This window comes from Rhodococcus sp. P4_C10 (assembly GCF_056402135.1).
The window spans coordinates 149160-168318 of the sequence record NZ_JBFUHZ010000016.1 but is presented as its reverse complement, the minus strand read 5'-3'; the positions used below and the strand labels follow the sequence as shown (position 1 = coordinate 168318).

Sequence of the window (19159 nt, the reverse complement as noted above, 5' to 3'; positions counted from 1 at the left end):
ACATCGGAGGAATTGAAAGTGGTTGCAGCGCTGCACGAAACCCTGCTCGACCCGTCGCGGCTGTCCGCCGTCGTCGCGGACGCGCAGGAGCTGATCGACGCCGAGGTCTCGGACAAGAAGGGTGCCTCGGGGCTGGCCGTCAAGGCGGGCTACGGCGCCGTCAAGAAGGTCGGGCCGTCGATCGTGCCGGACGCGGTGGAGGGCCTGCTGCCCGGTTTCCTCGAGCGGCTCGAGCCGTTCTGGGCGGACTTCGCGGCGAACGGTGGCGCCGGCTTCGGTGACTACCTGGCCGCCCGCGGCGAGGAGGTCGCGGACGCACTGCTGGGTGTGACCGACGAGAAGATCGAGGGCTCGGACAAGTCCGCGATCAAGAAGGTCTACTCGACCATGCGTCCCTCGGCGAAGAAGAACGTCGTCGAGGCACTGCCGCGCCTGGGCGCGCTGGTCCAGAAGCACGCCGGCTAGAGACGTTCGAACGGGGCCCGTGTGCCCCTCCGGTTGCCACCGCAACCTGGAGGGGCACGCGGGCGTTGTGCTCAGTAGGCGGCGCGGCCGTGGCGCCAGTACCCGGTGAACGAGATGTCGGACTTGGGCACCTTGCGGTCGTTGACCAGGTGTCGGCGCAGCCCGGTCGGCAGCTCGCTCTCGCCGGCGACGAACGTGTACGACGGCCCGGCGGGCAACTGCGCCGCCCGCACCGTCTCCAGCGCCAGCACCCCCGGTCGGTCGTGCGGGTCCGAGCGCACCAGCCAGTGCAGGTTCACCCCGGCCGGTGCGGCCAGTTCCTGGGCGTCCGCGGCGTCAGGGATCTCGAGGTACACCTCCGCCCGCAGGTCTGCGGGCGACGACGCCAGGATGCCGGCGATCGCGGGCAGCGCGCTCTCGTCGCCGACCAGCAGCTGCCAGGCGGCGTCCGGCGTCGGGTTGTAGATCAGGCCCTCGTCGAGCAGCGCCAGACGGTCGCCCGCGACCGCGGTCCGGGCCCACTCCGAAGCCGGTCCGCTGCCGTCACCCACCGAGTCGTCGGTGTCCCCGGCGTGCTCCGGGATCTCCGCGCCGTCGAGGGCGGCATGCAGCACCATGTCGATGTCGATCTCCGGGACGGCCTCGCCGAAGGTGGCGTGCTCCGCGTCCCGGTACGCGCGGACCGTGTAGTTGCGGACCACGGGCCGGGTGCTCTTCGACATCGCCAGGTACTGGGCGTACCAGAGGTTGCTCGCCTTGGACGGCAGCCGCAGCTCGCTCTGCCCGGGCTGCGGGAGGAACAGCCGGAACCACTGGTCGAAGCCCATCGGCGTGAAACCGCGCAGGTCCTCGCCGCCGACCGTGACGCGGACGAAGTGGGGGCTGACCTGTTTGCTGCCGAGCACCCGCGCGGTGGTGACGTGCCGGTTCTCGGGTTTGACGAACTTGCTGCGCTTGGCCATGTCCTCGGTTCCTCGGTGCTGGGTCATGTCAGATCGGGGTCATGTCACGATCGGGCTGAGTCAGGCAAGCCTAACCGAAGGCTGGCTCAGGACGGTCGGCCCGGCCGCCGCAGCACCCGGACCTCGGGAGGCAGCCCCCACTCGGCACGGCCGAGCCGGCTGACCGGGGCCAGCGCGGCGAAGTCCGGCAGGCCGTCCTCGGCGAGCGTGCCGGTGCGCGCCGAGATCGCGCGCACCGCGCCCATCACCACGAAGCTGTTGCCGACCTCCACCACCCGGTGCAGGCCGCATTCGATGGCGATCGGCGACTGCGCAACCCGCGGCGGCCCGACCGTCTCGCTCGGCTCCGCCGTCACGCCCACCGCATCGAACTCGCTGACCCCGGACTCGAACGTCGCCGAGCTGGCGTTGACCCGGTCGATCAGCGCGGCCGTCGCCAGGTTCACCACGAATTCGCCGGTCTCCTCGATGTTGCGCAGGCTGTCCTTGCGGGTCACCGAGGTGAACTGCACCACCGGCGGTGCCGAGCTCGACACGGTGAAGAAGCTGTACGGCGCGAGGTTGGTGACACCGTCGGCGGAGCGGGTGGAGACCCACGCGATCGGACGTGGCACCACCGACGCGGTCAGGAGCCGGTACATCTGCTCGTCGGGGAGGTCGGCGGATTCGAAGAGCGTGCGCACCCGGACCATGCTGCCAGCCGCCGCCGGTGGGCTCCGGCGGGTCTGACACCCTGGAACTGTGAATCCGTCCACCGCCCAGGCCACCGCTGTCGTCGACGAGCTGATTCGCGGCGGCGTCCGCGACGTGGTGCTGTGCCCGGGTTCGCGCAACGCCCCGCTCGCCTTCGCACTGCAGGCCGCCGACAACGCGGGGCGCCTGCGCCTGCACATGCGGATCGACGAGCGCACCGCGGGATTCCTCGCGGTGGGTCTGGCGGTCTCGGACGGCCGCCCGGTGCCGATCGTGATGACCTCCGGGACGGCCGTGGCCAACCTCGGTCCGGCGGTGCTGGAGGCGAACTACGCCCGGGTGCCGTTGGTGGTGCTCAGCGCCAACCGGCCCTACGAGATGCTCGGCACCGGCGCCAACCAGACCATCGAGCAGCTGGGCATGTTCGGCAGCCAGGTACGCGCCACGATCAGCCTGGGCCTGGCCGAGGAGGGCGGTGAGCCCGGGTCGTCGCGCGGGCTCCGCTCCCACGAGCAGAACAGCCAGTGGCGCTCGGCGGTGTGCCGGGTGCTCGCCGCCGCCCGCGGGACCCGTTCCGGCAACGCCGGTCCGGTGCACTTCGACATGCCGCTGCGCGAGCCGTTGGTGCCCGACGTGCACCCGCAGGGCCCGGTGCCGCAGGGCCGGCCGGGCGACGCGGCGTGGACGACCACCGCACAGGCCACCCTGGACGTCCCGGTGGAACTGGACCTGACCGCGGACACGGTGGTGATCTCCGGCCACGGTTCCGGTCACCACCCCGAACTGGCCGGGCTGCCCACCGTCGCCGAGCCGACCGCGCCGATGCACGGCGTGCCGCTGCACCCGCTGGCGCTGCCGCAGCTCGCCCCGCGGCAGGCGGTGATCACCGGCAGGCCGACGCTGCACCGCCCGGTCTCCGCGCTGCTCGCGGACCCTCGGGTGGCGGTCTACGCGCTCACCACCGGGCCGCGCTGGCCAGACGTCTCCGGCAACGTGCTTGCCACCGGCACCCGCGCCGTGGTGTCCGGCACCCCCGACCAGGCCTGGCTCGAGCGTTGCCGGCACCTGACCGAGCATGCGGACAAGGCGGTACGGCAACAGCTTTCGGTGCACCGGCAGCCGACCGGGCTGCACGTGGCCCGGGTGGTGATGGAATCGCTCGCCGACGGCGACCAGCTGGTGCTGGGTGCGTCGAACCCGGTGCGGGACGCCGCCCTGGTCAGCTACCCGCGACCGGGCGTGCGGGTGCTCTCGAACCGCGGCGTCGCCGGCATCGACGGCACCGTGTCCACCGCGGTCGGCGCGGCGATGGCCGCGGACCGCCGCGGACCCGACCCGCGGACCGGCGCCGGCATCCGCACCATCGCGTTGATGGGCGACCTGACCTTCCTGCACGACGCGTCCGGCCTGTTGATCGGCAGCGGCGAGCCCCGGCCCCGCGACCTCACCGTGGTGGTGGCCAACGACGACGGCGGCGGCATCTTCGAGCTGCTCGAGCAGGGCGATCCGCAGTATGCCGGGGTCTTCGAGCGGGTGTTCGGGACGCCGCACGGGATGGACCTGTCCGCGCTGTGCGCCGCCTACCGGGTCGCGCACCGGGCGCTGGACCCGGACCAGCTCTCGGTGGCACTGGGCGAGCCGAACATCTCGGGCATCAGGGTGCTGGAGGTCGCGACCGAACGGTCGGGGCTGCGTGAGCTGCACGCCTCGGTGCGGGCACAGCTGTGAGCGCTGTGCCGGTGAGCGCTGGAGGGCCGATGGGCGCGGGAGGGCCGATGGGCGCTGGAGGGCGGGGGAGCCGGCCGCGGATGAGCGGGAAGGTCGCGCGGCGGGTCCGGATCGGGGTCCTGGTGGTCGCGATCGGGATCTCCTCGCTCGCGGTGCTGCTGGTGCTGGCGGCCTGGCGCAACGACCACACCATCGCCTCGGACAAGGGCGTCGCGACCGCCGAGGTGCTCTCCGCGGGCGCCCGTCGGTCGGCGATCAGCTTCGTCACCCCGGACGGGGTCACCCACAACCCGAAGCTCGGGGTGCTCTACCCCACCAAGCTGACCGTCGGGCAGCGGATCGACGTCGAGTACGCGAAGTCGGACCCGGACCTGGTGCGGGTGGCCGGCCGCGACGCCCGGGTGGCGCTGGTGCCGGCCGGGTCGGTGATCGTGGTGACCTGGCTGTTGGCCGCGCCCGCGTTGTGGTGGGTCCGGCGACTCCGGCCGTCCTCCGACGCTGCCGCCGACTGAACGCCCCGGCAGACCGTTCGCCGGAACTTCGTCCACCCGTCACGTTCCACGCCCCCGGCGGACCGCGGCGGCGCCGACACTGACCTGGTGCGAGTAGCCATCGTTGCGGAGTCGTTCCTGCCCAACATGAACGGTGTGACCCACTCGGTGCTGCGGGTCGCCGAGCATCTCGAACGCCGAGGGCACCGGACGCTGATCGTGGCTCCGGACACCGTCGCCGGCAGGCCGCCGGCCGCCACCGAACACGACGGGGTGACGGTGCACCGAGTGCCCGCGGTGATGGTCCCCGGAGTCAGCTCGCTGCCGCTCGGCCTGCCGCGCCCGGGCCTGACCGCGGCGTTGCGGGAGTTCGCCCCCGACGTGGTGCACCTGGCCTCGCCGTTCCTGCTCGGGGCCGGGGGTCTGGCCGCCGCCCGTCGCCTCGACGTGCCGGCCGTCGCCGTCTACCAGACCGACGTCGCCGGCTTCGCGCAGAGCTACGGACTGGGCCTGGCCAGCCGGGCGGCGTGGCGCTGGACCCGGCGTCTGCACCGCGGCGCGGCCCGCACCCTGGCGCCGTCGACGGCCGCGGTGGACGCGCTCGTCTCGCACGGCGTGCCGCGGGTGTACCGCTGGGGCAGGGGAGTGGACACCACCCGGTTCGCCCCCTCCCGGCGCAGCGCGGCGCTGAGGGCGCAGTGGGGTGTCGCAGGCGGCGGCGTCGACGGGCAGGTGCGGGCCGACCGGATCGTGGTGGGCTTCGTGGGCCGGCTCGCGCCGGAGAAGCATGTGGAGCGACTGGCCGCGTTGGCGGACGATCCGCGACTGCGGTTGGTCGTCGTCGGTGACGGCCCGGAACGGTCGCGTCTGCAGCGACTGCTGCCGACGGCCGTGTTCACCGGCCAACTCGACGGTGCGGAACTCGCCGCGGCGTACGCGAGCCTCGACATATTCGTCCACCCCGGCGAGCACGAGACCTTCTGTCAGGCGGTCCAGGAGGCGCTGGCCAGCGGCGTGCCGGTGCTGGCCCCGGACGCGGGGGGACCGAGGGATCTGGTCACCGACTGTCACAACGGGTACCTGCTGCGGGTGGACCGGTTCGCCGAACTGCTCCCGGGGGCGGTCGCGGCGCTTCGGGAGCGGGCGGTGCGGGCCCGGTTCGGCGCCGCGGCCCGCCGCTCGGTGCTGCACCGGACCTGGCCCACGGTGTGCGAGGAACTGCTGGGCCACTACGCGGCGGTGCGGGCGGACGCGCGGTTTCCGGTGACCCGCACCGCGTGAGCACCCGTCCCGGCGGGCCTTGTACCGTCAACGGCGTGGCAACAACACACGGTTCCAGGGCCTCGCTCGAGAAGGATCCGCACGAGGTCGCGTCGATGTTCGACGGCGTCGCGAAGCGGTACGACCTGACCAATACGGTGCTCTCGTTCGGGCAGGACCGCAGTTGGCGCAAGGCGACGCGTGCGGCGCTCGACCTCAAGCCGGGGGAGCGGGTGCTGGACCTGGCGGCCGGCACCGGCGTGTCCACCGTCGAGCTCGGTCGTTCCGGCGCGTGGGTGGTGGCCACGGACTTCTCCAAGGGGATGCTGCAGGCCGGCGTCGGCCGCCGGGTGCCGATGGTCGCCGGCGACGCGATGGCCCTGCCGTTCGCGGATGCGGTGTTCGACGCCGCGACCATCTCGTTCGGTCTGCGCAACGTGTCCGACTTCGAGGCCGGTCTGCGGGAGATCGCCCGAGTGACCAAGCCCGGCGGACGGCTGGTGGTCAGTGAGTTCTCCACCCCGACGTTCGGCCCGTTCCGCACGGTCTACATGGAGTACCTGATGAAGGCGTTGCCGATGGTGGCGCGGGCGGTGAGCAGCAACCCCGACGCCTACGTGTATCTCGCCGAGTCGATCCGGGCCTGGCCCACGCAGGAGGAGCTGGCCCTCAAGATCGAGGCGGCCGGCTGGAAGAACGTGAAGTGGCGCAACCTGACCGGCGGAGTCGTGGCGTTGCACCGCGGCGAGCGGTAGCGAGACACGCGACGTTTCTGCGGCTTGCGATAGCGAGGCGCATGGTGTTTCTGCGGCGAGAGGTGACGAGCGTCACGCGGGCGTAACCTGGCCGTTGGGGGAACCGTTTAGCGCGAGAGTGACGGTCCGATGGCGACAGCTGTCCGAGTCAAGGTCGGTAACCTGCCCCTCGAACTGACCAGCTTCGTCGGCCGCCGCCACGAGGTGGCCGAGGCGAGGCGACTGCTCGCGTCCGCGCGGCTGGTGACGTTGACCGGGATCGGCGGCGTCGGCAAGACCCGGTTGGCCCTGCGCGTCGCCGACGACGCACGACGCTCGTTCGAGGACGGGGTGTGGCTGTGCGAACTCGGTGAGCTGCACGACGGGGCACTGGCCGCGGACGCAGTCGCCGGCGCGCTCGGGTTCCAGCAGCAGGCCGCGATGACAACCGTCGAGTCGCTGGTCGAGGAGATCGGGGATCGGCGACTGCTGTTGGTGTTGGACAACTGCGAGCACGTGGTGGCGGACGCGGCCGTGCTCGTCGAGACGCTGCTGCGGTCCTGCAGTGAGCTGCGGATCCTGGCCACCAGTCGGGAGGCGCTGGGGATCGGCGGGGAGTCGGTGCTGCGTGTGCCGCCGTTGTCGGTTCCCGATCCGTCCCAGCCGCCGACATTGAAGGGACTGCCCGGGTTCGACGCAGTGACGCTGTTCGAGCAGCGGGCCGCCGCCGCCGTGCCGGAATTCGGGATCAGCGAGGACAACCGGGCCGCGGTCACGGGTATCTGCCAGCAGTTGGACGGTCTCCCGCTGCTCATCGAACTGGCAGCGGTGCGCCTGCGGTCGCTGTCCGCGGAGCAGATCCTTGCCCGGCTGACCGATCGCTACCGGCTGCTCACCGGCGGCAGTCGCGCGGCCCCGAGCCGGCAGCAGACCCTGCGGCTGTGTATCGACTGGAGCTACGAGCTGTGCACTCCGTGCGAACGGGATCTGTGGAGTCGGCTGTCCGTGTTCGACGGCGGATTCGAACTGGACGCGGTCGAGGGGATCTGTCTCGGTGATCTGCCCGACCGCCTGCACGGCAACGACCTGCACGGCGACGACCTGCTCGACACCCTCGCCTCGCTGGTCGACAAGTCGATCCTGATCAGCGAGCAGCGGGGCACGGTGGTGCGGTTCCGGATTCTCGAGACCATCCGTGAGTACGGCCGGGAGCGGTTGGAGGAGGCAGGCGGGGGCGAGGTGCTGCGGCGGCGGCACCGGGACTGGTACGCGGAGTTGGCGGTGCGCGCGGAGGCCGAGTGGATCGGCCCGCGGCAACTGGAGTGGATCGACCGCCTCTGCAGCGAGCAGCCGAACGTGCGCGCCGCGCTGGACTTCTGTCTCGACGACCCGGAAGCCGGCGAGATCGGCCTGCGGACGGCCGACGCGATGTTTCAGTTCTGGCTGAGCCGGGGCCAGTACGGCGAGGGAAGGCGCTGGCTGGATCGGCTGCTGGCAGCGCAGGGCGGTCGACCCACCCTGGAACGGGTCAGGGCGCTGTACGACGCCAGCGTGCTGGTCGGTATGCAGGGCGACCTCCCCGTGGGCATCGAACTGGTGCAGGAGGCAATTGAGTTGGCGGGCCGGCTGGGGGACGAGGAGTCTCGGGCGTTCGCCACCTGCGCCGAGGGGAGACTTGCGCTGCGCAGTGGCCGTCTCGCGGATGCGCATGCCGCGTTCGAGGATGCGGCCACCACCTTCCGGTCCCTCGACGACCTGCTCATGGAGATCACCGCGCTGCAGGGACTCGCGATGGCCAGCGGTCTGCTCGGGGTCACGGACCAGGCCCTGTCCGCGTGTGAGCGGGTGCTCGCCCTCACCGAGCCTCGCGGCGAGTCCCTGTGCCGGGCGCGGGCGCTGTGGACGCTGGGGCTGGTCCTGTGGGACATGGGTGACAACAACGCCCGCGCCGAGGAACTGGTGCGTGAGGGCTTGCACCACACCCGGATTGCCAGTGATGCGGTCAGCGCCGGCTGGTGCCTGCAGATCCTGGCATGGATCACCGCGACCGAGCACCGGTGGGAGCGGGCCGCCGTGCTGATGGGTGCCACCGAGGTGCTGCGCCGGGGACTCAGCGGCCCGACGGTGATCGTCCCCACGCTGCTCGGCCGGCACGACGAGCTGGAGCGGCGGACGCGGCAGGCGCTCGGTGTGCGCGGGTACGACGCGGCGTTCCGCCGGGGTCGTGGCCTGACCCCGGCCGAGGCCTTCGCCTTCGCGCTCGACGAGGACGTCCCGACCACGGCACATTCCGGTGACGACGCGTCAGTGAGCCTGACGCGCCGGGAGCGGCAGGTTGCGGATCTGGTCGCGCAGGGTCTGACCAACCGCGAGATCGCCGAGAAACTGGTGATCGCGCAGCGCACCGCGCAGGGGCACGTGGAGCACGTCCTGGCCAAGCTCGGCTTCACCTCACGTACGCAGATTGCCGCCTGGGTGGTCGAGCAGGGGCAGGCGCGGGGCGCCTGACCTGCAAGGAGAGTCCGTACGCGTCGGGTTCTGCAACCGCAACCAGGTATGTCCCCCGCCAGAAAACAGGTATGTCACCCGTCCGTTCGACCGTGGTCTCGGCGCGTCCCGAAGTGGACTGTAGTAATCGTTCCCAGACCACAAGGATGAGGTTCGCCTGATGTCACCGATGACCCAGACCGTACCGAGGTGCCGGCCCCGGCCCCACCTGCATCACTGGCACCCCCGTCCGCTGACGGCGGCACTCCCGTCCCCGGCGCCCCCGTCGGTCGCGGAGACCGGGGACCGCGCTGACGCCGAGGATGTCGTGGCTGCCGCCGAGCTCCGCTGGCACCAGGCGCGCGTCGACGGGGAGTCGGTTTCCTACGCGGCTGCCGGCTCGGGACGCACGGTGGTCTTCCTGCACGGCTGGGGACTGACCCACCGCACCTACGGCCGAGCCCTCGAACATCTGGCCGGCCGCGGCGTCCGGGTCCTCGCGCCGGCACTGCCGGGCCTCGGCGGCACCCCGGAACTCCCGATGGAGCAGCGGAGCCTGCCCGGTTACGCGCACTGGCTGGGACGGTTCCTGGACGCGGTGGGTGTGGTCGGACCGGTGACGCTGGTCGGGCACTCCTTCGGCGGCGGGGTGGCAGCCCAGGCCGCTCACGACCTCCCCGGCCGGGTCGAGGGCCTGACCCTGGTGAACTCGGTCGGCGGCGCGGCCTGGTCCGACGGTCCGGCGGGCGTACGCCCGATCGCGGACCGGCCGCTCTGGTACTGGGGTGCCGCGGCGACCGGGGACGCGCTGTCGGTCCGGCCCTCCGCCGCGGGACTCGCGGCGGTAGCGGTGGACGCGCTGCTGAACGTGGTGCGCAGTCCCGGGGCGTTCTGGCGAACCGCGCACCTGGCCCGCACCGCCGACCTGACCAGCGAACTCGACGAACTTGCGGCCCGGGGCCTGCCGGTGACGCTGCTGTGGGGACGCGGCGACACGGTCATCCCGAGGGCCAGTTTCGAGTCGCTGCGCGCGCGCCTGCACCACGCCGTCGTGGTCACGGTGCCGGGCCATCACGGCTGGCTGATCGACGACCCGGCGCGTTTCGGGGACGCGATGGCGGGAGTGCTCGCGACGACCGGTGTCACTGCGGCGGAGACAGCGTGAGTGCCGTGAGCGTCCTGCACCGAAGCGCGATGGCGGCGCCGCTGATGATCCTGCGTTGTCGCACCTGCGACGAACTGCTCTCCCCGGACCGGTCGGCGTGCACGAGCTGCGGCGACGACGACCTGGAACGGGTCCGTTCGTCCGGCGCCGGGACGATCGTGTCCTGGACGGTCGTGGACTGCTCCCAGGCGGGCGAGGCCGCCGGGCTGGTGCCGTGTGCCCTAGCGATCGTCGCGCTCGACGAGGGCCCCTGGATCTACGCCTGGCTCGACGGCGAGACCACGCCGCCCGGTCCGGGCCGTCGCGCGGTCTTCCGGTGCATCGAATCGGGGGAGCGGTTCCCGCTCTTCGTCACTCGTCGCGTGTAGCGCGCGCGGGCCTGCGGGTCCAACCGAACGGCCGGGTCAGCTGAACGGCGGCCGGGTGTCGATGCGCAGCGAGGCAGTGCCCGCCGCCCGCCACGCCCGCGCGGTCAGGTCCCGGTCGGCCTCGGTCACCAGGTTGCCCATCACTCGGACCGCGACGGTCATCAGCGCCCGCGAGCGCATCGCCACCGGGCCCGACGTGGGCAGCATCCTCGGCACCGTGAGCAGTCCGGCGAGCCGCCGCGCCACGGAGAACGCCTGCCCGTAGTGCTCGCGGAGCAGGGTCGGCCAGAGTTCGGTGAGGTCCGCCTCGCCGAGCACCTCGGCGGCCATCCGCCCGGTCTCGAGTCCGTAGTCGATGCCCTCGCCGTTGAGCGGGTTCACGCAGGCCGCGGCGTCGCCGATGATCATCCAGTTGGCGCCCGCGACACCCGAGACCGCGCCGCCCATCGGCAGCAGCGCGGATGCCACCGACCGCACCGGGCCGTCGAGTTCCCAGTCGGTGCGCCGTTGCCGCGCGTACAGCTCGATCAGCGGCCGGAGCGCGCCCGGCGCGGGCCGTTTGGCGGTGGCCAGCGTGCCGACGCCCAGGTTGACCTCGCCGGTGCCTAGTGGGAACACCCAGCCGTAGCCGGGCTGCACGGTGCCCTCGGCGTCGCGCAGCTCCAGGTGCGAGGTGATCCACTCGTCGGTGCTGCGGCCCGAGTCGACGTAGGCGCGGGCCGCGACACCGAAGGCGGTGTCACGGTGCCACTGCCTGCCGAGCCGCTTGCCGAGGGTGGACCGGACGCCGTCCGCGACGATCAGGCGCCGGCACCGGACGGAGACCGGGCCGCCCGCGGTCTGCAACGTCACCGCACGGACCCGGCCGCCGTCGAGCGTCACGTCCACGGCCTTGGCGCCTTGCACCATCGCAGCGCCGGAGTCGACGGCGACCCGCCGGATCCGGTCGTCGAGTTCGGTGCGCGGAACGGCGCTGCCGGTGCTGGGCAACGAGCCGCCGGGCCAGGGCAACTGCAGTTCCTGCCCGAACCCGGACAGCCGCAGCCCGCGGTTGACGGTGCGTGCGGCGAGCCAGTCGCCGAGACCGAGCCGGGTGAGCTCCGCGACAGCGCGCGGAGTGAGGCCGTCGCCGCAGGTCTTGTCCCGGGGGAAGGCCGCCGCGTCGACGAGCAGTACGTCGTGACCGGCGCGGGCGGCCCACGCGGCGGCGGCAGACCCGGCCGGACCTGCGCCGACGACCAGTACCTCGGTCTCGGAGGGCACGTCGGCACCGCCCGGCGGAGGTTCGGCGGACGGGTTCTGGTCGGCAACGGGGGACGTCACGGACGTATCTTCTCAGGCACTGTGTCGGCACCCGGCCGGACCCCAGTGGGCGGCTCGACGGGGCCGGACGGCCGCGGCGATCGGCCCGGCGGGCCGGGCACCGGCTAGGTTCACTACCGTGACAGGAAAGGCATCGGTTGCTGGTCATCGCGGAGATACAGGATGGGTACTGAGATCGTGAGCACGAGCGAAGCGACAAACACCGTCGTTGCCGGCGTCGACCTGGGCGACCAGGCCCTGGCAGAGTCCGTGCGTCAGGGACTCGTCGACGTCGAGGCCCTGCTTGTCGGGGAGCTGTCCGACGGCGAGGACTTCCTCACCGAGGCGGCGCTGCACCTGGCGAAGGCGGGCGGCAAACGGTTCCGCCCGTTGTTCACCCTGCTGACGGCGCAGCTCGGGCCCAACCCGTCCGACCCGGCGACCGTCACCGCGGCCACCGTCGTCGAGCTCGTGCACCTGGCGACGCTGTACCACGACGACGTGATGGACGAGGCGTCCATGCGCCGCGGGGCGCCGAGCGCCAATGCCCAATGGGGAAACAGCATCGCGATCCTGGCCGGGGACTACCTGTTCGCGCACGCCTCCCGGCTGACCTCGACGCTCGGACCGGAGGCAGTGCGCGTCATCGCCGAGACGTTCGCCGAGCTGGTCACCGGGCAGATGCGCGAGACCATCGGCGTCCGCAACCACCAGGACCCGGTCGAGCACTACCTGAAGGTGGTGTGGGAGAAGACGGGGTCGCTGATCGCCGCGTGCGGCCGCTTCGGCGGCACCTTCTCCGGGGCCAGCGCCGAGGACGTCGAGCGGCTCGAGCGGCTCGGCGACGCGGTCGGCACGGCCTTCCAGATCGCCGACGACATCATCGACATCTCCTCGGTGGCCGCACAGTCCGGCAAGACCCCGGGCACCGACCTGCGGGAGGGCGTGCACACCCTGCCGGTGCTGTACGCGCTGCGCGAGCAGGGCCCGGACGCCGACCGGTTGCGGGTGCTGCTCGACGGCCCGGTCACCGACGACGACGCGGTCGACGAGGCGCTCGCCCTCCTGGAGCGGTCGCCGGGCATGGTCGCGGCCAAGGCCAAGCTGCGGGAGTTCGCGGATGCGGCTCAGGTCCAGCTGGCGGAACTGCCGCAGGGACCCGCGAACGAGGCACTCAAGCGCCTCGTCGACTACACGGTCGAGCGGGTCGGCTGACGGTAGGTTGCACCTGGGTACGGGTCCGCGTTCCGCAGGGAACGAGTCCCGGGGTTCCTTCGTTGATTTCGTGAGAGTTCCACGAGAGAAGAGGCGACGGTGCATCGGTATTCGAACGGGCTGAAGACGGCCGGACTGCTGATCGGCATGTCGGCGCTGATCGTGTTCATCGGGGCGTTGTTCGGAAACCCGACGATCCTGCTCTTCTCGGTGCTGCTGGCCGTCGGCATGAACGCGTACGCGTACTTCAACAGCGACAAGCTGGCGCTCAAGGCCATGCACGCGCAGCCGATCACCGAGGTCGAGGCGCCGGTCATCTACAAGATCGTGCGGGAGCTGGCCACCACCGCGCACCAGCCGATGCCCCGGCTCTACATCAGCCCCACCGCGGCGCCGAACGCGTTCGCCACCGGCCGCAACCCGCGCAATGCGGCGGTCTGCTGCACCAGTGGCATCCTGCAGATCCTCGACGAGCGGGAGTTGCGTGCGGTGCTCGGGCACGAGCTCTCACACGTCTACAACCGCGACATCCTGATCTCGTCGGTGGCGGGTGCGATGGCCGCGGTGATCTCCGGCCTTGCCAACATGGCGATGTTCGCGTCGATGTTCGGTGGGCGCGGCGAGAACCGGCCGAACCCGCTCGCGCTGCTGCTGGTCTCGCTGCTCGGCCCGATCGCCGCGTCGGTCGTCAAGATGGCGGTCTCGCGTTCGCGGGAGTACCAGGCCGACCAGTCCGGCGCCGAGCTCTGTGGCGACCCGCTCGCCCTGGCCTCCGCGTTGCGAAAGCTCGAGCGTGGCGTGGCGGCGGCCCGGATCCCCGAGGGGTCCGGGCGGACCTGTCTGCAACCGCCGTGCCGGCGCGTCGGGCGGGCTAGCGGTAGTTGACGAACTGCAGCGCGATGCCGAAGTCCTCACCCTTGAGCAGGGAGATGATCGCCTGCAGGTCGTCACGCTTCTTGCTGCTCACGCGCAGCTCCTCGCCCTGGATCTGCGCCTTGACGCCCTTGGGGCCCTCGTCGCGGATCTTCTTCGAGATCTTCTTCGCGTTCTCGGAGCTGATGCCCTGCACGAGCGTGCCGGTCAGCTTGTAGATCTTCCCGGACTGCGCGGGCTCGCCGGCGTCGAACGCCTTGAGCGAGATGTCCCGCCGGATCAGCTTCTCCTTGAACACCTCGAGGGCCGCGACCAGTCGCTCCTCCGTGTCCGCGGTGATGGTGATGGCCTCCTCGCCGGACCAGTCGATGCTCGCACCGGTGTTGCGGAAGTCGAATCGCGTCGACAGCTCCTTGCCGGCCTGGTGCAGCGCGTTGTCAACTTCCTGCCGGTCAACCTTGCTCACCACATCGAAGGACGAATCCGCCACGACAACTCCTAGTTCTCGAACAACCCCCGGACCCGACGCCGGGGCGTGAGAACCCACGATATCCACCCGGTTTGCATTTACCCTCCCCGGTCGTTGTATTCTTCTCAACGCGTCAGGGAAGACCAGCGGGCCGGCAACGGTCAGCAGGTACTACCCTGGATGACACCAGGCAGGTTGCCCGAGCGGCCAATGGGAGCGGACTGTAAATCCGTCGGCTTATGCCTACGTAGGTTCGAATCCTACACCTGCCACACCTGGGTCCCGGTGAGCGCAAGCTCGCCGGGGCTCGGTGGTTAGACAGTTTGAAAATGGCTCCTCACCAGCCGATTTGGTACTCGGAGCCGAGACTGTGTAACCTCTTGGAGGCTTCAACGCACAGACAAAGTGCAGCGAAGCACGCCCCCTTAGCTCAGTCGGCAGAGCGTTTCCATGGTAAGGAAAAGGTCAACGGTTCGATTCCGTTAGGGGGCTCGCTGGATTGGGTGCCTATTAGACTGGCATCGATGCACCGAGGCGGTGTAGCTCAGTTGGTAGAGCAAACGACTCATAATCGTTGTGTCGCCGGTTCAAGTCCGGCCATCGCTACACAAATGACACAAGGCAACACACCCTGATTGATCCCGATCAGATTCACCCGAAAGAAGGCATACCGTGGCCTCGACTGACGTTCGACCCAAGATCACCTTGGCCTGCGACGTATGCAAGCACCGCAACTACATCACGAAGAAGAACCGGCGCAACGATCCGGATCGCCTCGAGATCAAGAAGTTCTGCCCCAACTGCGGAACGCATCAGGCGCATCGCGAATCCAAGTAGTCTTCATCGCGTGCCCCGCAGATTTCATCGCGGGGCACGCGATTTTTTTTGGGGTGTCGACGCAGGCGCGACGGTGACACCGCGACCCGATCCGATTCTGTCGGGGGTCGCCGGTCACCGTCGCGTTCCTGCGTCCAGTGCAGATAGGGTGCTAATTCGGTGAAACTGACTCCTGATCTCGTTGGCCTGCACCACAGGTTCAGCGACTACTACGAGGTCGGCCGCGAGAAGGTTCGCGAGTACGCGCGTGCAGTCAAGAGCGACGACCCGGCGTACCGGGACGAGTCCGCGGCCGCCGAACTCGGCTACGACGGACTGGTCGCGCCGCTGACCTTCATCTCGGTGTTCGGGTTCCTCGCTCAGGAGGAGTTCTTCAAGGCGATGGAGGTCGAGCTCGACCTCAGCCGCATCCTGCACACCGACCAGCGCCTGGTGTTCCACCGTCCGATCAAGGTCGGTGACCGGCTGTACTGCGACGTGTACGTCGACTCGCTCCGCACGATGGGCGGCAGCGACATCATCGTCACCCGCAATGACATCACCGACCAGAACGGTGAACTGGTGCAGACCACGTACACGACCCTGATGGGCCGGCACGTCGAGGAGGGCGAGTGATGGCGGTACGCACGTTCGGCGAGATCGCGGCCGGCGAGGAGTTGCCGGAGAAGTCCGTCAAGCTCACCAGGTCCGACCTGGTGCAGTACGCGGGTGTGTCCGGTGACCCGAACCCGATCCACTGGGACGACGCCGTCGCACAGGCCGTCGGCCTGCCGACCGCGGTCGCGCACGGCATGCTCACCATGGGCATCGGGGCCGGCTACGTGACCGAGTGGGTCGGCGACCCCGGCGCCGTCGTCGAGTACAACGTGCGCTTCACCAGCCCCGTTTTCGTGCCCAACGACGGCGTTGGCGCGGAGATCCTCCTGACGGGTAAGGTTCGTTCGGTAGATGACGACACGCAGACAGCCGTCATTGCTATCGTGGCTAAGGTAGACGAGAAGAAGATCTTCGGACGGGCCACTGCGACCGTGCGATTTGGCTGAGTATCCAGCCGATTGGGTTGTTCGGCTACCGTGAAGTACACTGAGATTTCTGGGATTACTCAGCACTGCGCGCTGCCCTACGGTGCCGGTTCGGGCCGATGAGGGTGGCGCGCGCGTTGTGTGGTCACAGAGTGGTTGACCGGTTCGGATCGTGACGGCTGGAATGTCGTGACGAGTCGAATGCGCCGGCCAACCAAAGGGGCGTAGCTCAACTGGCAGAGCAGCGGTCTCCAAAACCGCAGGTTGCAGGTTCAAGTCCTGTCGCCCCTGCCCTGGATGCCAGCAACTGAGAGGATCTACGGGTGAGCGAAGATCGCGGAAAGGCCGATAGTGCGGCGGGGTCCTCGGACCGCGAAGCCAGTGTCGACGCGAACGCTCACGCACCGGAGACCTCGAAGCCGACTGGTAAGCGTCCGGGACGACGTAGCCGCGCCGCAGGCGCAGCAACGGATACCGTCGCCGTGACGACCGGCTCCGCGGCCGCGGGCAAGCCCGCCGCGAAGAAGTCGAAGGCTGACGCACCGCGCAAGGAGAATCTCTTCAAGCGCTTGCGTAAGTTCCTGCGCGAGGTGATGTCGGAGCTCCGCAAGGTGATCTGGCCGAACCGCAAGCAGATGATCACCTACACCACGATTGTCCTGGTCTTCGTCTCCTTCATGGTGGCGTATGTCTTCGGATTGGACCTGGCGTTCATCAGGGGCGTCAGGTGGCTGTTCGGCTGACCCCGGACACAGAAATGCAATGAGAGGAAGCGAGTGCGCCAGTGAGCACCCCCGAGAACGACGCAATTGAGGCCGCAGCGCACGAGCATGTAGCCGATGACGCGGTCGCTGCGGAGTCCGCTGACAGCGCAGTCGCCGACGACCTGGTCGTCGACGAGAACGCTGACGACGTGGTCGTCGACGAGAACGCCGACGACGAGGGCGCTCCCGAGTCCGACGATGCGGCAGCCGACGAGGCCCCCGCGGTCGAGGAGGAGCCTGTCGACCCCGTCGCCGAGATGAAGGCCGCGCTCCGGCGCGCCCCCGGCGACTGGTACGTCATCCACTCCTACGCCGGCTACGAGAACAAGGTCAAGGCCAACCTCGAGACCCGCGTCCAGAACCTCGACGTCGGTGACTACATCTTCCAGGTGGAGGTTCCCACCGAAGAGGTCACCGAGATCAAGAACGGCCAGCGCAAGCAGGTCAACCGCAAGGTCCTGCCGGGCTACATCCTGGTGCGCATGGAGCTGAACGACGAGTCCTGGGGCGCGGTGCGCAACACCCCCGGTGTCACCGGGTTCGTCGGCGCCACCTCGCGGCCCTCGCCGCTGACCATCAACGAGGTCGTCAAGTTCCTGATGCCGCAGCAGGGCGCGAAGAAGCCCGCCGCGGCTGCCGTCGCCGCCGGCGACACCTCCGGTGCCGCTGCCAAGCCGCTCATCGAGGTCGACTTCGAGATCGGCGAGTCGGTCACCGTCATGGACGGCCCGTTCGCCACGCTGCCCGCCTCCATCAGCGAGGTCAACGCGGAGCAGCAGAAGCTCAAGGTCCTGGTTTCGATCTTCGGTCGCGAGACCCCGGTCGAGCTGTCCTTCACCCAGGTCTCGAAGATCTGACGGGTTCGAAGGTCGCGCCCCACACACTTGCACTGCAGCAAGAAACACAACCAGCAAGAAATTAGGAACGAAGATGCCCCCCAAGAAGAAGAAGCTCGCAGGGCTCATCAAGCTCCAGATCCAGGCCGGTCAGGCTAACCCTGCCCCGCCCGTGGGTCCCGCGCTTGGTCAGCACGGCGTGAACATCATGGAGTTCTGCAAGGCCTACAACGCGGCGACCGAGTCGCAGCGCGGCAATGTGATCCCCGTGGAGATCTCCGTCTACGAGGACCGGACCTTCGACTTCAAGTTGAAGACCCCTCCGGCCGCCAAGCTGCTGCTCAAGGCCGCTGGTGTGCAGAAGGGCTCCGGCGAGCCGCACAAGACCAAGGTCGCCACGGTGACCATGGACCAGGTGCGCGAGATCGCGAAGACCAAGGCTGAAGACCTCAACGCGAACGACATCGACCAGGCCGCGAAGATCATCGCCGGCACCGCCCGCTCCATGGGCATCACGGTCGAGGGTTAAGAACTCCAGCACGCGTGGGAGGGCCTGCCAGGCCCGCTACCACAACTGAACCATTCACCACTGCAGTCGGTCACACACTGTGGTGAGAAGTTAGGACAGAACAAATGGCAAAGCGCAGCAAGGCGTATCTCGCCGCCGCCGAGAAGATCGACCCGAACAAGCTTTACAGCCCGCTGCAGGCTACGAAGCTTGCGAAGGAGACCTCTTCGTCGAAGATGGACGCGACCGTCGAGGTCGCCGTTCGCCTGGGCGTCGATCCCCGCAAGGCGGACCAGATGGTCCGTGGCACCGTCAACCTCCCGCACGGCACCGGTAAGACCGCCCGTGTCATCGTGTTCGCCGTCGGCGAGAAGGCCGCCGAGGCCGAGGCCGCCGGTGCCGACGCAGTCGGTGCCGAGGACCTGATCGAGCGCATCCAGGGCGGTTGGCTGGACTTCGACGCCGCGATCGCCACCCCCGATCAGATGGCCAAGGTCGGCCGCATCGCCCGCGTCCTCGGACCGCGTGGCCTGATGCCGAACCCGAAGACGGGCACCGTCACCGCCGACGTGACCAAGGCTGTCAACGAGATCAAGGGCGGAAAGATCAACTTCCGCGTCGACAAGCAGGCCAACCTGCACTTCGTCATCGGCAAGGCGTCCTTCGACGACGCCCAGCTGGTGGAGAACTACGGCGCCGCACTGGACGAGATCCTGCGTGCGAAGCCGTCCTCCGCGAAGGGCCGGTACGTCAAGAAGGTCACCGTTTCGACCACCACCGGACCGGGCATCCCGGTGGATCCGAACCGGACCCGCAACCTCCTCGAGGATGCTGCCGAGTAAGTCTCGACATTTCGCCAAGGGCCGGTGGGGTTTCTCCCCACCGGCCCTTCTGGCTTTGTCGGGGCCCGTCGGCCACTTCGGGGCGGTCGCCGCGGCGCGTGTCGTCTCAGCTCGGCACCTCGTCCCGGCCTGGAACCT

20 protein-coding genes, 4 tRNA genes and 1 pseudogene are annotated in these 19159 nt (G+C 69.6%); 21 read left to right on the top strand and 4 right to left on the bottom strand.

The genetic code is table 11. The features are described from left to right. The first annotated feature begins 18 nt into the window (after positions 1 to 18). Entirely contained in the window at positions 19 to 465 is a 447-nt protein-coding gene (locus tag AC1DWC_RS13570) for a DUF6918 family protein (protein WP_477908739.1), read from the top strand. 71 nt (positions 466 to 536) lie between these two features. Here the strand turns inward: AC1DWC_RS13570 and AC1DWC_RS13565 are convergent, their stop codons facing one another. Together AC1DWC_RS13565 and AC1DWC_RS13560 are read right to left on the bottom strand one after the other, a co-directional pair. Then, positions 537 to 1427, bottom strand: coding sequence for a siderophore-interacting protein (locus tag AC1DWC_RS13565; protein ID WP_477908944.1), 891 nt, complete (start codon positions 1425 to 1427; stop codon positions 537 to 539). Between the two features lie 86 nt (positions 1428 to 1513). After that, positions 1514 to 2119 (bottom strand): flavin reductase family protein, encoded by a 606-nt coding sequence (locus AC1DWC_RS13560; RefSeq protein WP_477908737.1) that lies wholly within the window; start codon positions 2117 to 2119, stop codon positions 1514 to 1516. Between the two features lie 49 nt (positions 2120 to 2168). Here AC1DWC_RS13560 and menD point away from each other — a divergent pair, with 49 nt between their 5' ends. From menD to AC1DWC_RS13525, 7 genes are all read left to right on the top strand, one after another. After that, positions 2169 to 3848 carry a 2-succinyl-5-enolpyruvyl-6-hydroxy-3-cyclohexene-1-carboxylic-acid synthase gene (gene menD / locus AC1DWC_RS13555; RefSeq protein WP_477908735.1) on the top strand — a complete coding sequence of 560 codons (1680 nt, stop codon included), beginning with the start codon at positions 2169 to 2171 and terminating at the stop codon, positions 3846 to 3848. Between the two features lie 80 nt (positions 3849 to 3928). Beyond that, positions 3929 to 4360, top strand: coding sequence for a DUF3592 domain-containing protein (locus AC1DWC_RS13550; protein ID WP_477908733.1), 432 nt, complete (start codon positions 3929 to 3931; stop codon positions 4358 to 4360). An 87-nt stretch (positions 4361 to 4447) separates the two neighbouring features. Further along, a complete protein-coding gene (locus AC1DWC_RS13545; RefSeq protein WP_477908731.1) occupies positions 4448 to 5620 on the top strand; it encodes a glycosyltransferase family 4 protein in 1173 nt (390 codons plus the stop codon). A 35-nt stretch (positions 5621 to 5655) separates the two neighbouring features. Continuing rightward, positions 5656 to 6354 carry a demethylmenaquinone methyltransferase gene (locus AC1DWC_RS13540; RefSeq protein WP_477842265.1) on the top strand — a complete coding sequence of 233 codons (699 nt, stop codon included), beginning with the start codon at positions 5656 to 5658 and terminating at the stop codon, positions 6352 to 6354. Between the two features lie 129 nt (positions 6355 to 6483). Then, entirely contained in the window at positions 6484 to 8841 is a 2358-nt protein-coding gene (locus AC1DWC_RS13535; RefSeq protein WP_477908729.1) for an ATP-binding protein, read from the top strand. Between the two features lie 307 nt (positions 8842 to 9148). After that, the gene (locus AC1DWC_RS13530) at positions 9149 to 9985 is read left to right on the top strand and encodes an alpha/beta fold hydrolase (RefSeq protein WP_477908727.1); all 837 of its coding nucleotides are present in this window, start codon (positions 9149 to 9151) and stop codon (positions 9983 to 9985) included. Further along, positions 9982 to 10353, top strand: a complete 372-nt coding sequence (locus AC1DWC_RS13525) for a Zn-ribbon domain-containing OB-fold protein (RefSeq protein WP_139191232.1) — start codon at positions 9982 to 9984, stop codon at positions 10351 to 10353. The genes AC1DWC_RS13530 and AC1DWC_RS13525 overlap by 4 nt, the downstream gene beginning before the upstream one ends. Before the next feature lie 36 nt (positions 10354 to 10389). Here AC1DWC_RS13525 and AC1DWC_RS13520 read toward each other — a convergent pair whose 3' ends face one another. Further along, positions 10390 to 11616: a geranylgeranyl reductase family protein gene (locus tag AC1DWC_RS13520; protein ID WP_477908942.1), complete on the bottom strand. Its 1227-nt coding sequence runs from the start codon at positions 11614 to 11616 to the stop codon at positions 10390 to 10392. Between the two features lie 222 nt (positions 11617 to 11838). On the opposite strand from AC1DWC_RS13520, the gene AC1DWC_RS13515 reads away from it, so the two are divergent. After that, positions 11839 to 12870, top strand: coding sequence for a polyprenyl synthetase family protein (locus AC1DWC_RS13515; protein ID WP_072842695.1), 1032 nt, complete (start codon positions 11839 to 11841; stop codon positions 12868 to 12870). Between the two features lie 99 nt (positions 12871 to 12969). After that, positions 12970 to 13689 (top strand): annotated as a pseudogene (locus AC1DWC_RS13510) (M48 family metalloprotease); the annotation flags it as partial. A gap of 52 nt (positions 13690 to 13741) precedes the next feature. Here the strand turns inward: AC1DWC_RS13510 and AC1DWC_RS13505 are convergent. Then, entirely contained in the window at positions 13742 to 14233 is a 492-nt protein-coding gene (locus tag AC1DWC_RS13505; protein ID WP_477842255.1) for a YajQ family cyclic di-GMP-binding protein, read from the bottom strand. 168 nt (positions 14234 to 14401) lie between these two features. On the opposite strand from AC1DWC_RS13505, the gene AC1DWC_RS13500 reads away from it, so the two are divergent. From AC1DWC_RS13500 to rplA, 11 genes are all read left to right on the top strand, one after another. Continuing rightward, positions 14402 to 14484, top strand: a tRNA-Tyr gene (locus AC1DWC_RS13500). Between the two features lie 147 nt (positions 14485 to 14631). Next, positions 14632 to 14704 (top strand) — tRNA-Thr (locus AC1DWC_RS13495). A gap of 41 nt (positions 14705 to 14745) precedes the next feature. Then, positions 14746 to 14818: transfer RNA gene (locus tag AC1DWC_RS13490), tRNA-Met, on the top strand. Positions 14819 to 14884: 66 nt separating this feature from the next. Further along, positions 14885 to 15049 (top strand): 50S ribosomal protein L33, encoded by a 165-nt coding sequence (gene rpmG, locus AC1DWC_RS13485; protein WP_072842698.1) that lies wholly within the window; start codon positions 14885 to 14887, stop codon positions 15047 to 15049. A gap of 159 nt (positions 15050 to 15208) precedes the next feature. Then, positions 15209 to 15664 carry a (3R)-hydroxyacyl-ACP dehydratase subunit HadA gene (gene hadA, locus AC1DWC_RS13480; RefSeq protein WP_072842699.1) on the top strand — a complete coding sequence of 152 codons (456 nt, stop codon included), beginning with the start codon at positions 15209 to 15211 and terminating at the stop codon, positions 15662 to 15664. Next, on the top strand, positions 15664 to 16092 hold the full coding sequence (hadB, locus tag AC1DWC_RS13475; protein ID WP_072842700.1) for a (3R)-hydroxyacyl-ACP dehydratase subunit HadB: 429 nt from the start codon (positions 15664 to 15666) through the stop codon (positions 16090 to 16092). Before hadA ends, hadB begins: the two co-directional genes overlap by 1 nt. Positions 16093 to 16289: 197 nt before the next feature. Continuing rightward, positions 16290 to 16362, top strand: a tRNA-Trp gene (locus AC1DWC_RS13470). Positions 16363 to 16394: 32 nt separating this feature from the next. Beyond that, positions 16395 to 16814, top strand: a complete 420-nt coding sequence (gene secE, locus AC1DWC_RS13465) for a preprotein translocase subunit SecE (protein WP_477842252.1) — start codon at positions 16395 to 16397, stop codon at positions 16812 to 16814. Between the two features lie 41 nt (positions 16815 to 16855). Next, positions 16856 to 17692 (top strand): transcription termination/antitermination protein NusG, encoded by an 837-nt coding sequence (gene nusG, locus AC1DWC_RS13460; RefSeq protein ID WP_477908724.1) that lies wholly within the window; start codon positions 16856 to 16858, stop codon positions 17690 to 17692. Positions 17693 to 17765: 73 nt separating this feature from the next. Further along, complete coding sequence (gene rplK / locus AC1DWC_RS13455) at positions 17766 to 18200, top strand: 50S ribosomal protein L11 (protein WP_477842248.1); 435 nt, start codon at positions 17766 to 17768, stop codon at positions 18198 to 18200. 104 nt (positions 18201 to 18304) lie between these two features. Beyond that, positions 18305 to 19021: a 50S ribosomal protein L1 gene (gene rplA, locus AC1DWC_RS13450; RefSeq protein ID WP_477908722.1), complete on the top strand. Its 717-nt coding sequence runs from the start codon at positions 18305 to 18307 to the stop codon at positions 19019 to 19021. Positions 19022 to 19159 lie beyond the last annotated feature (138 nt).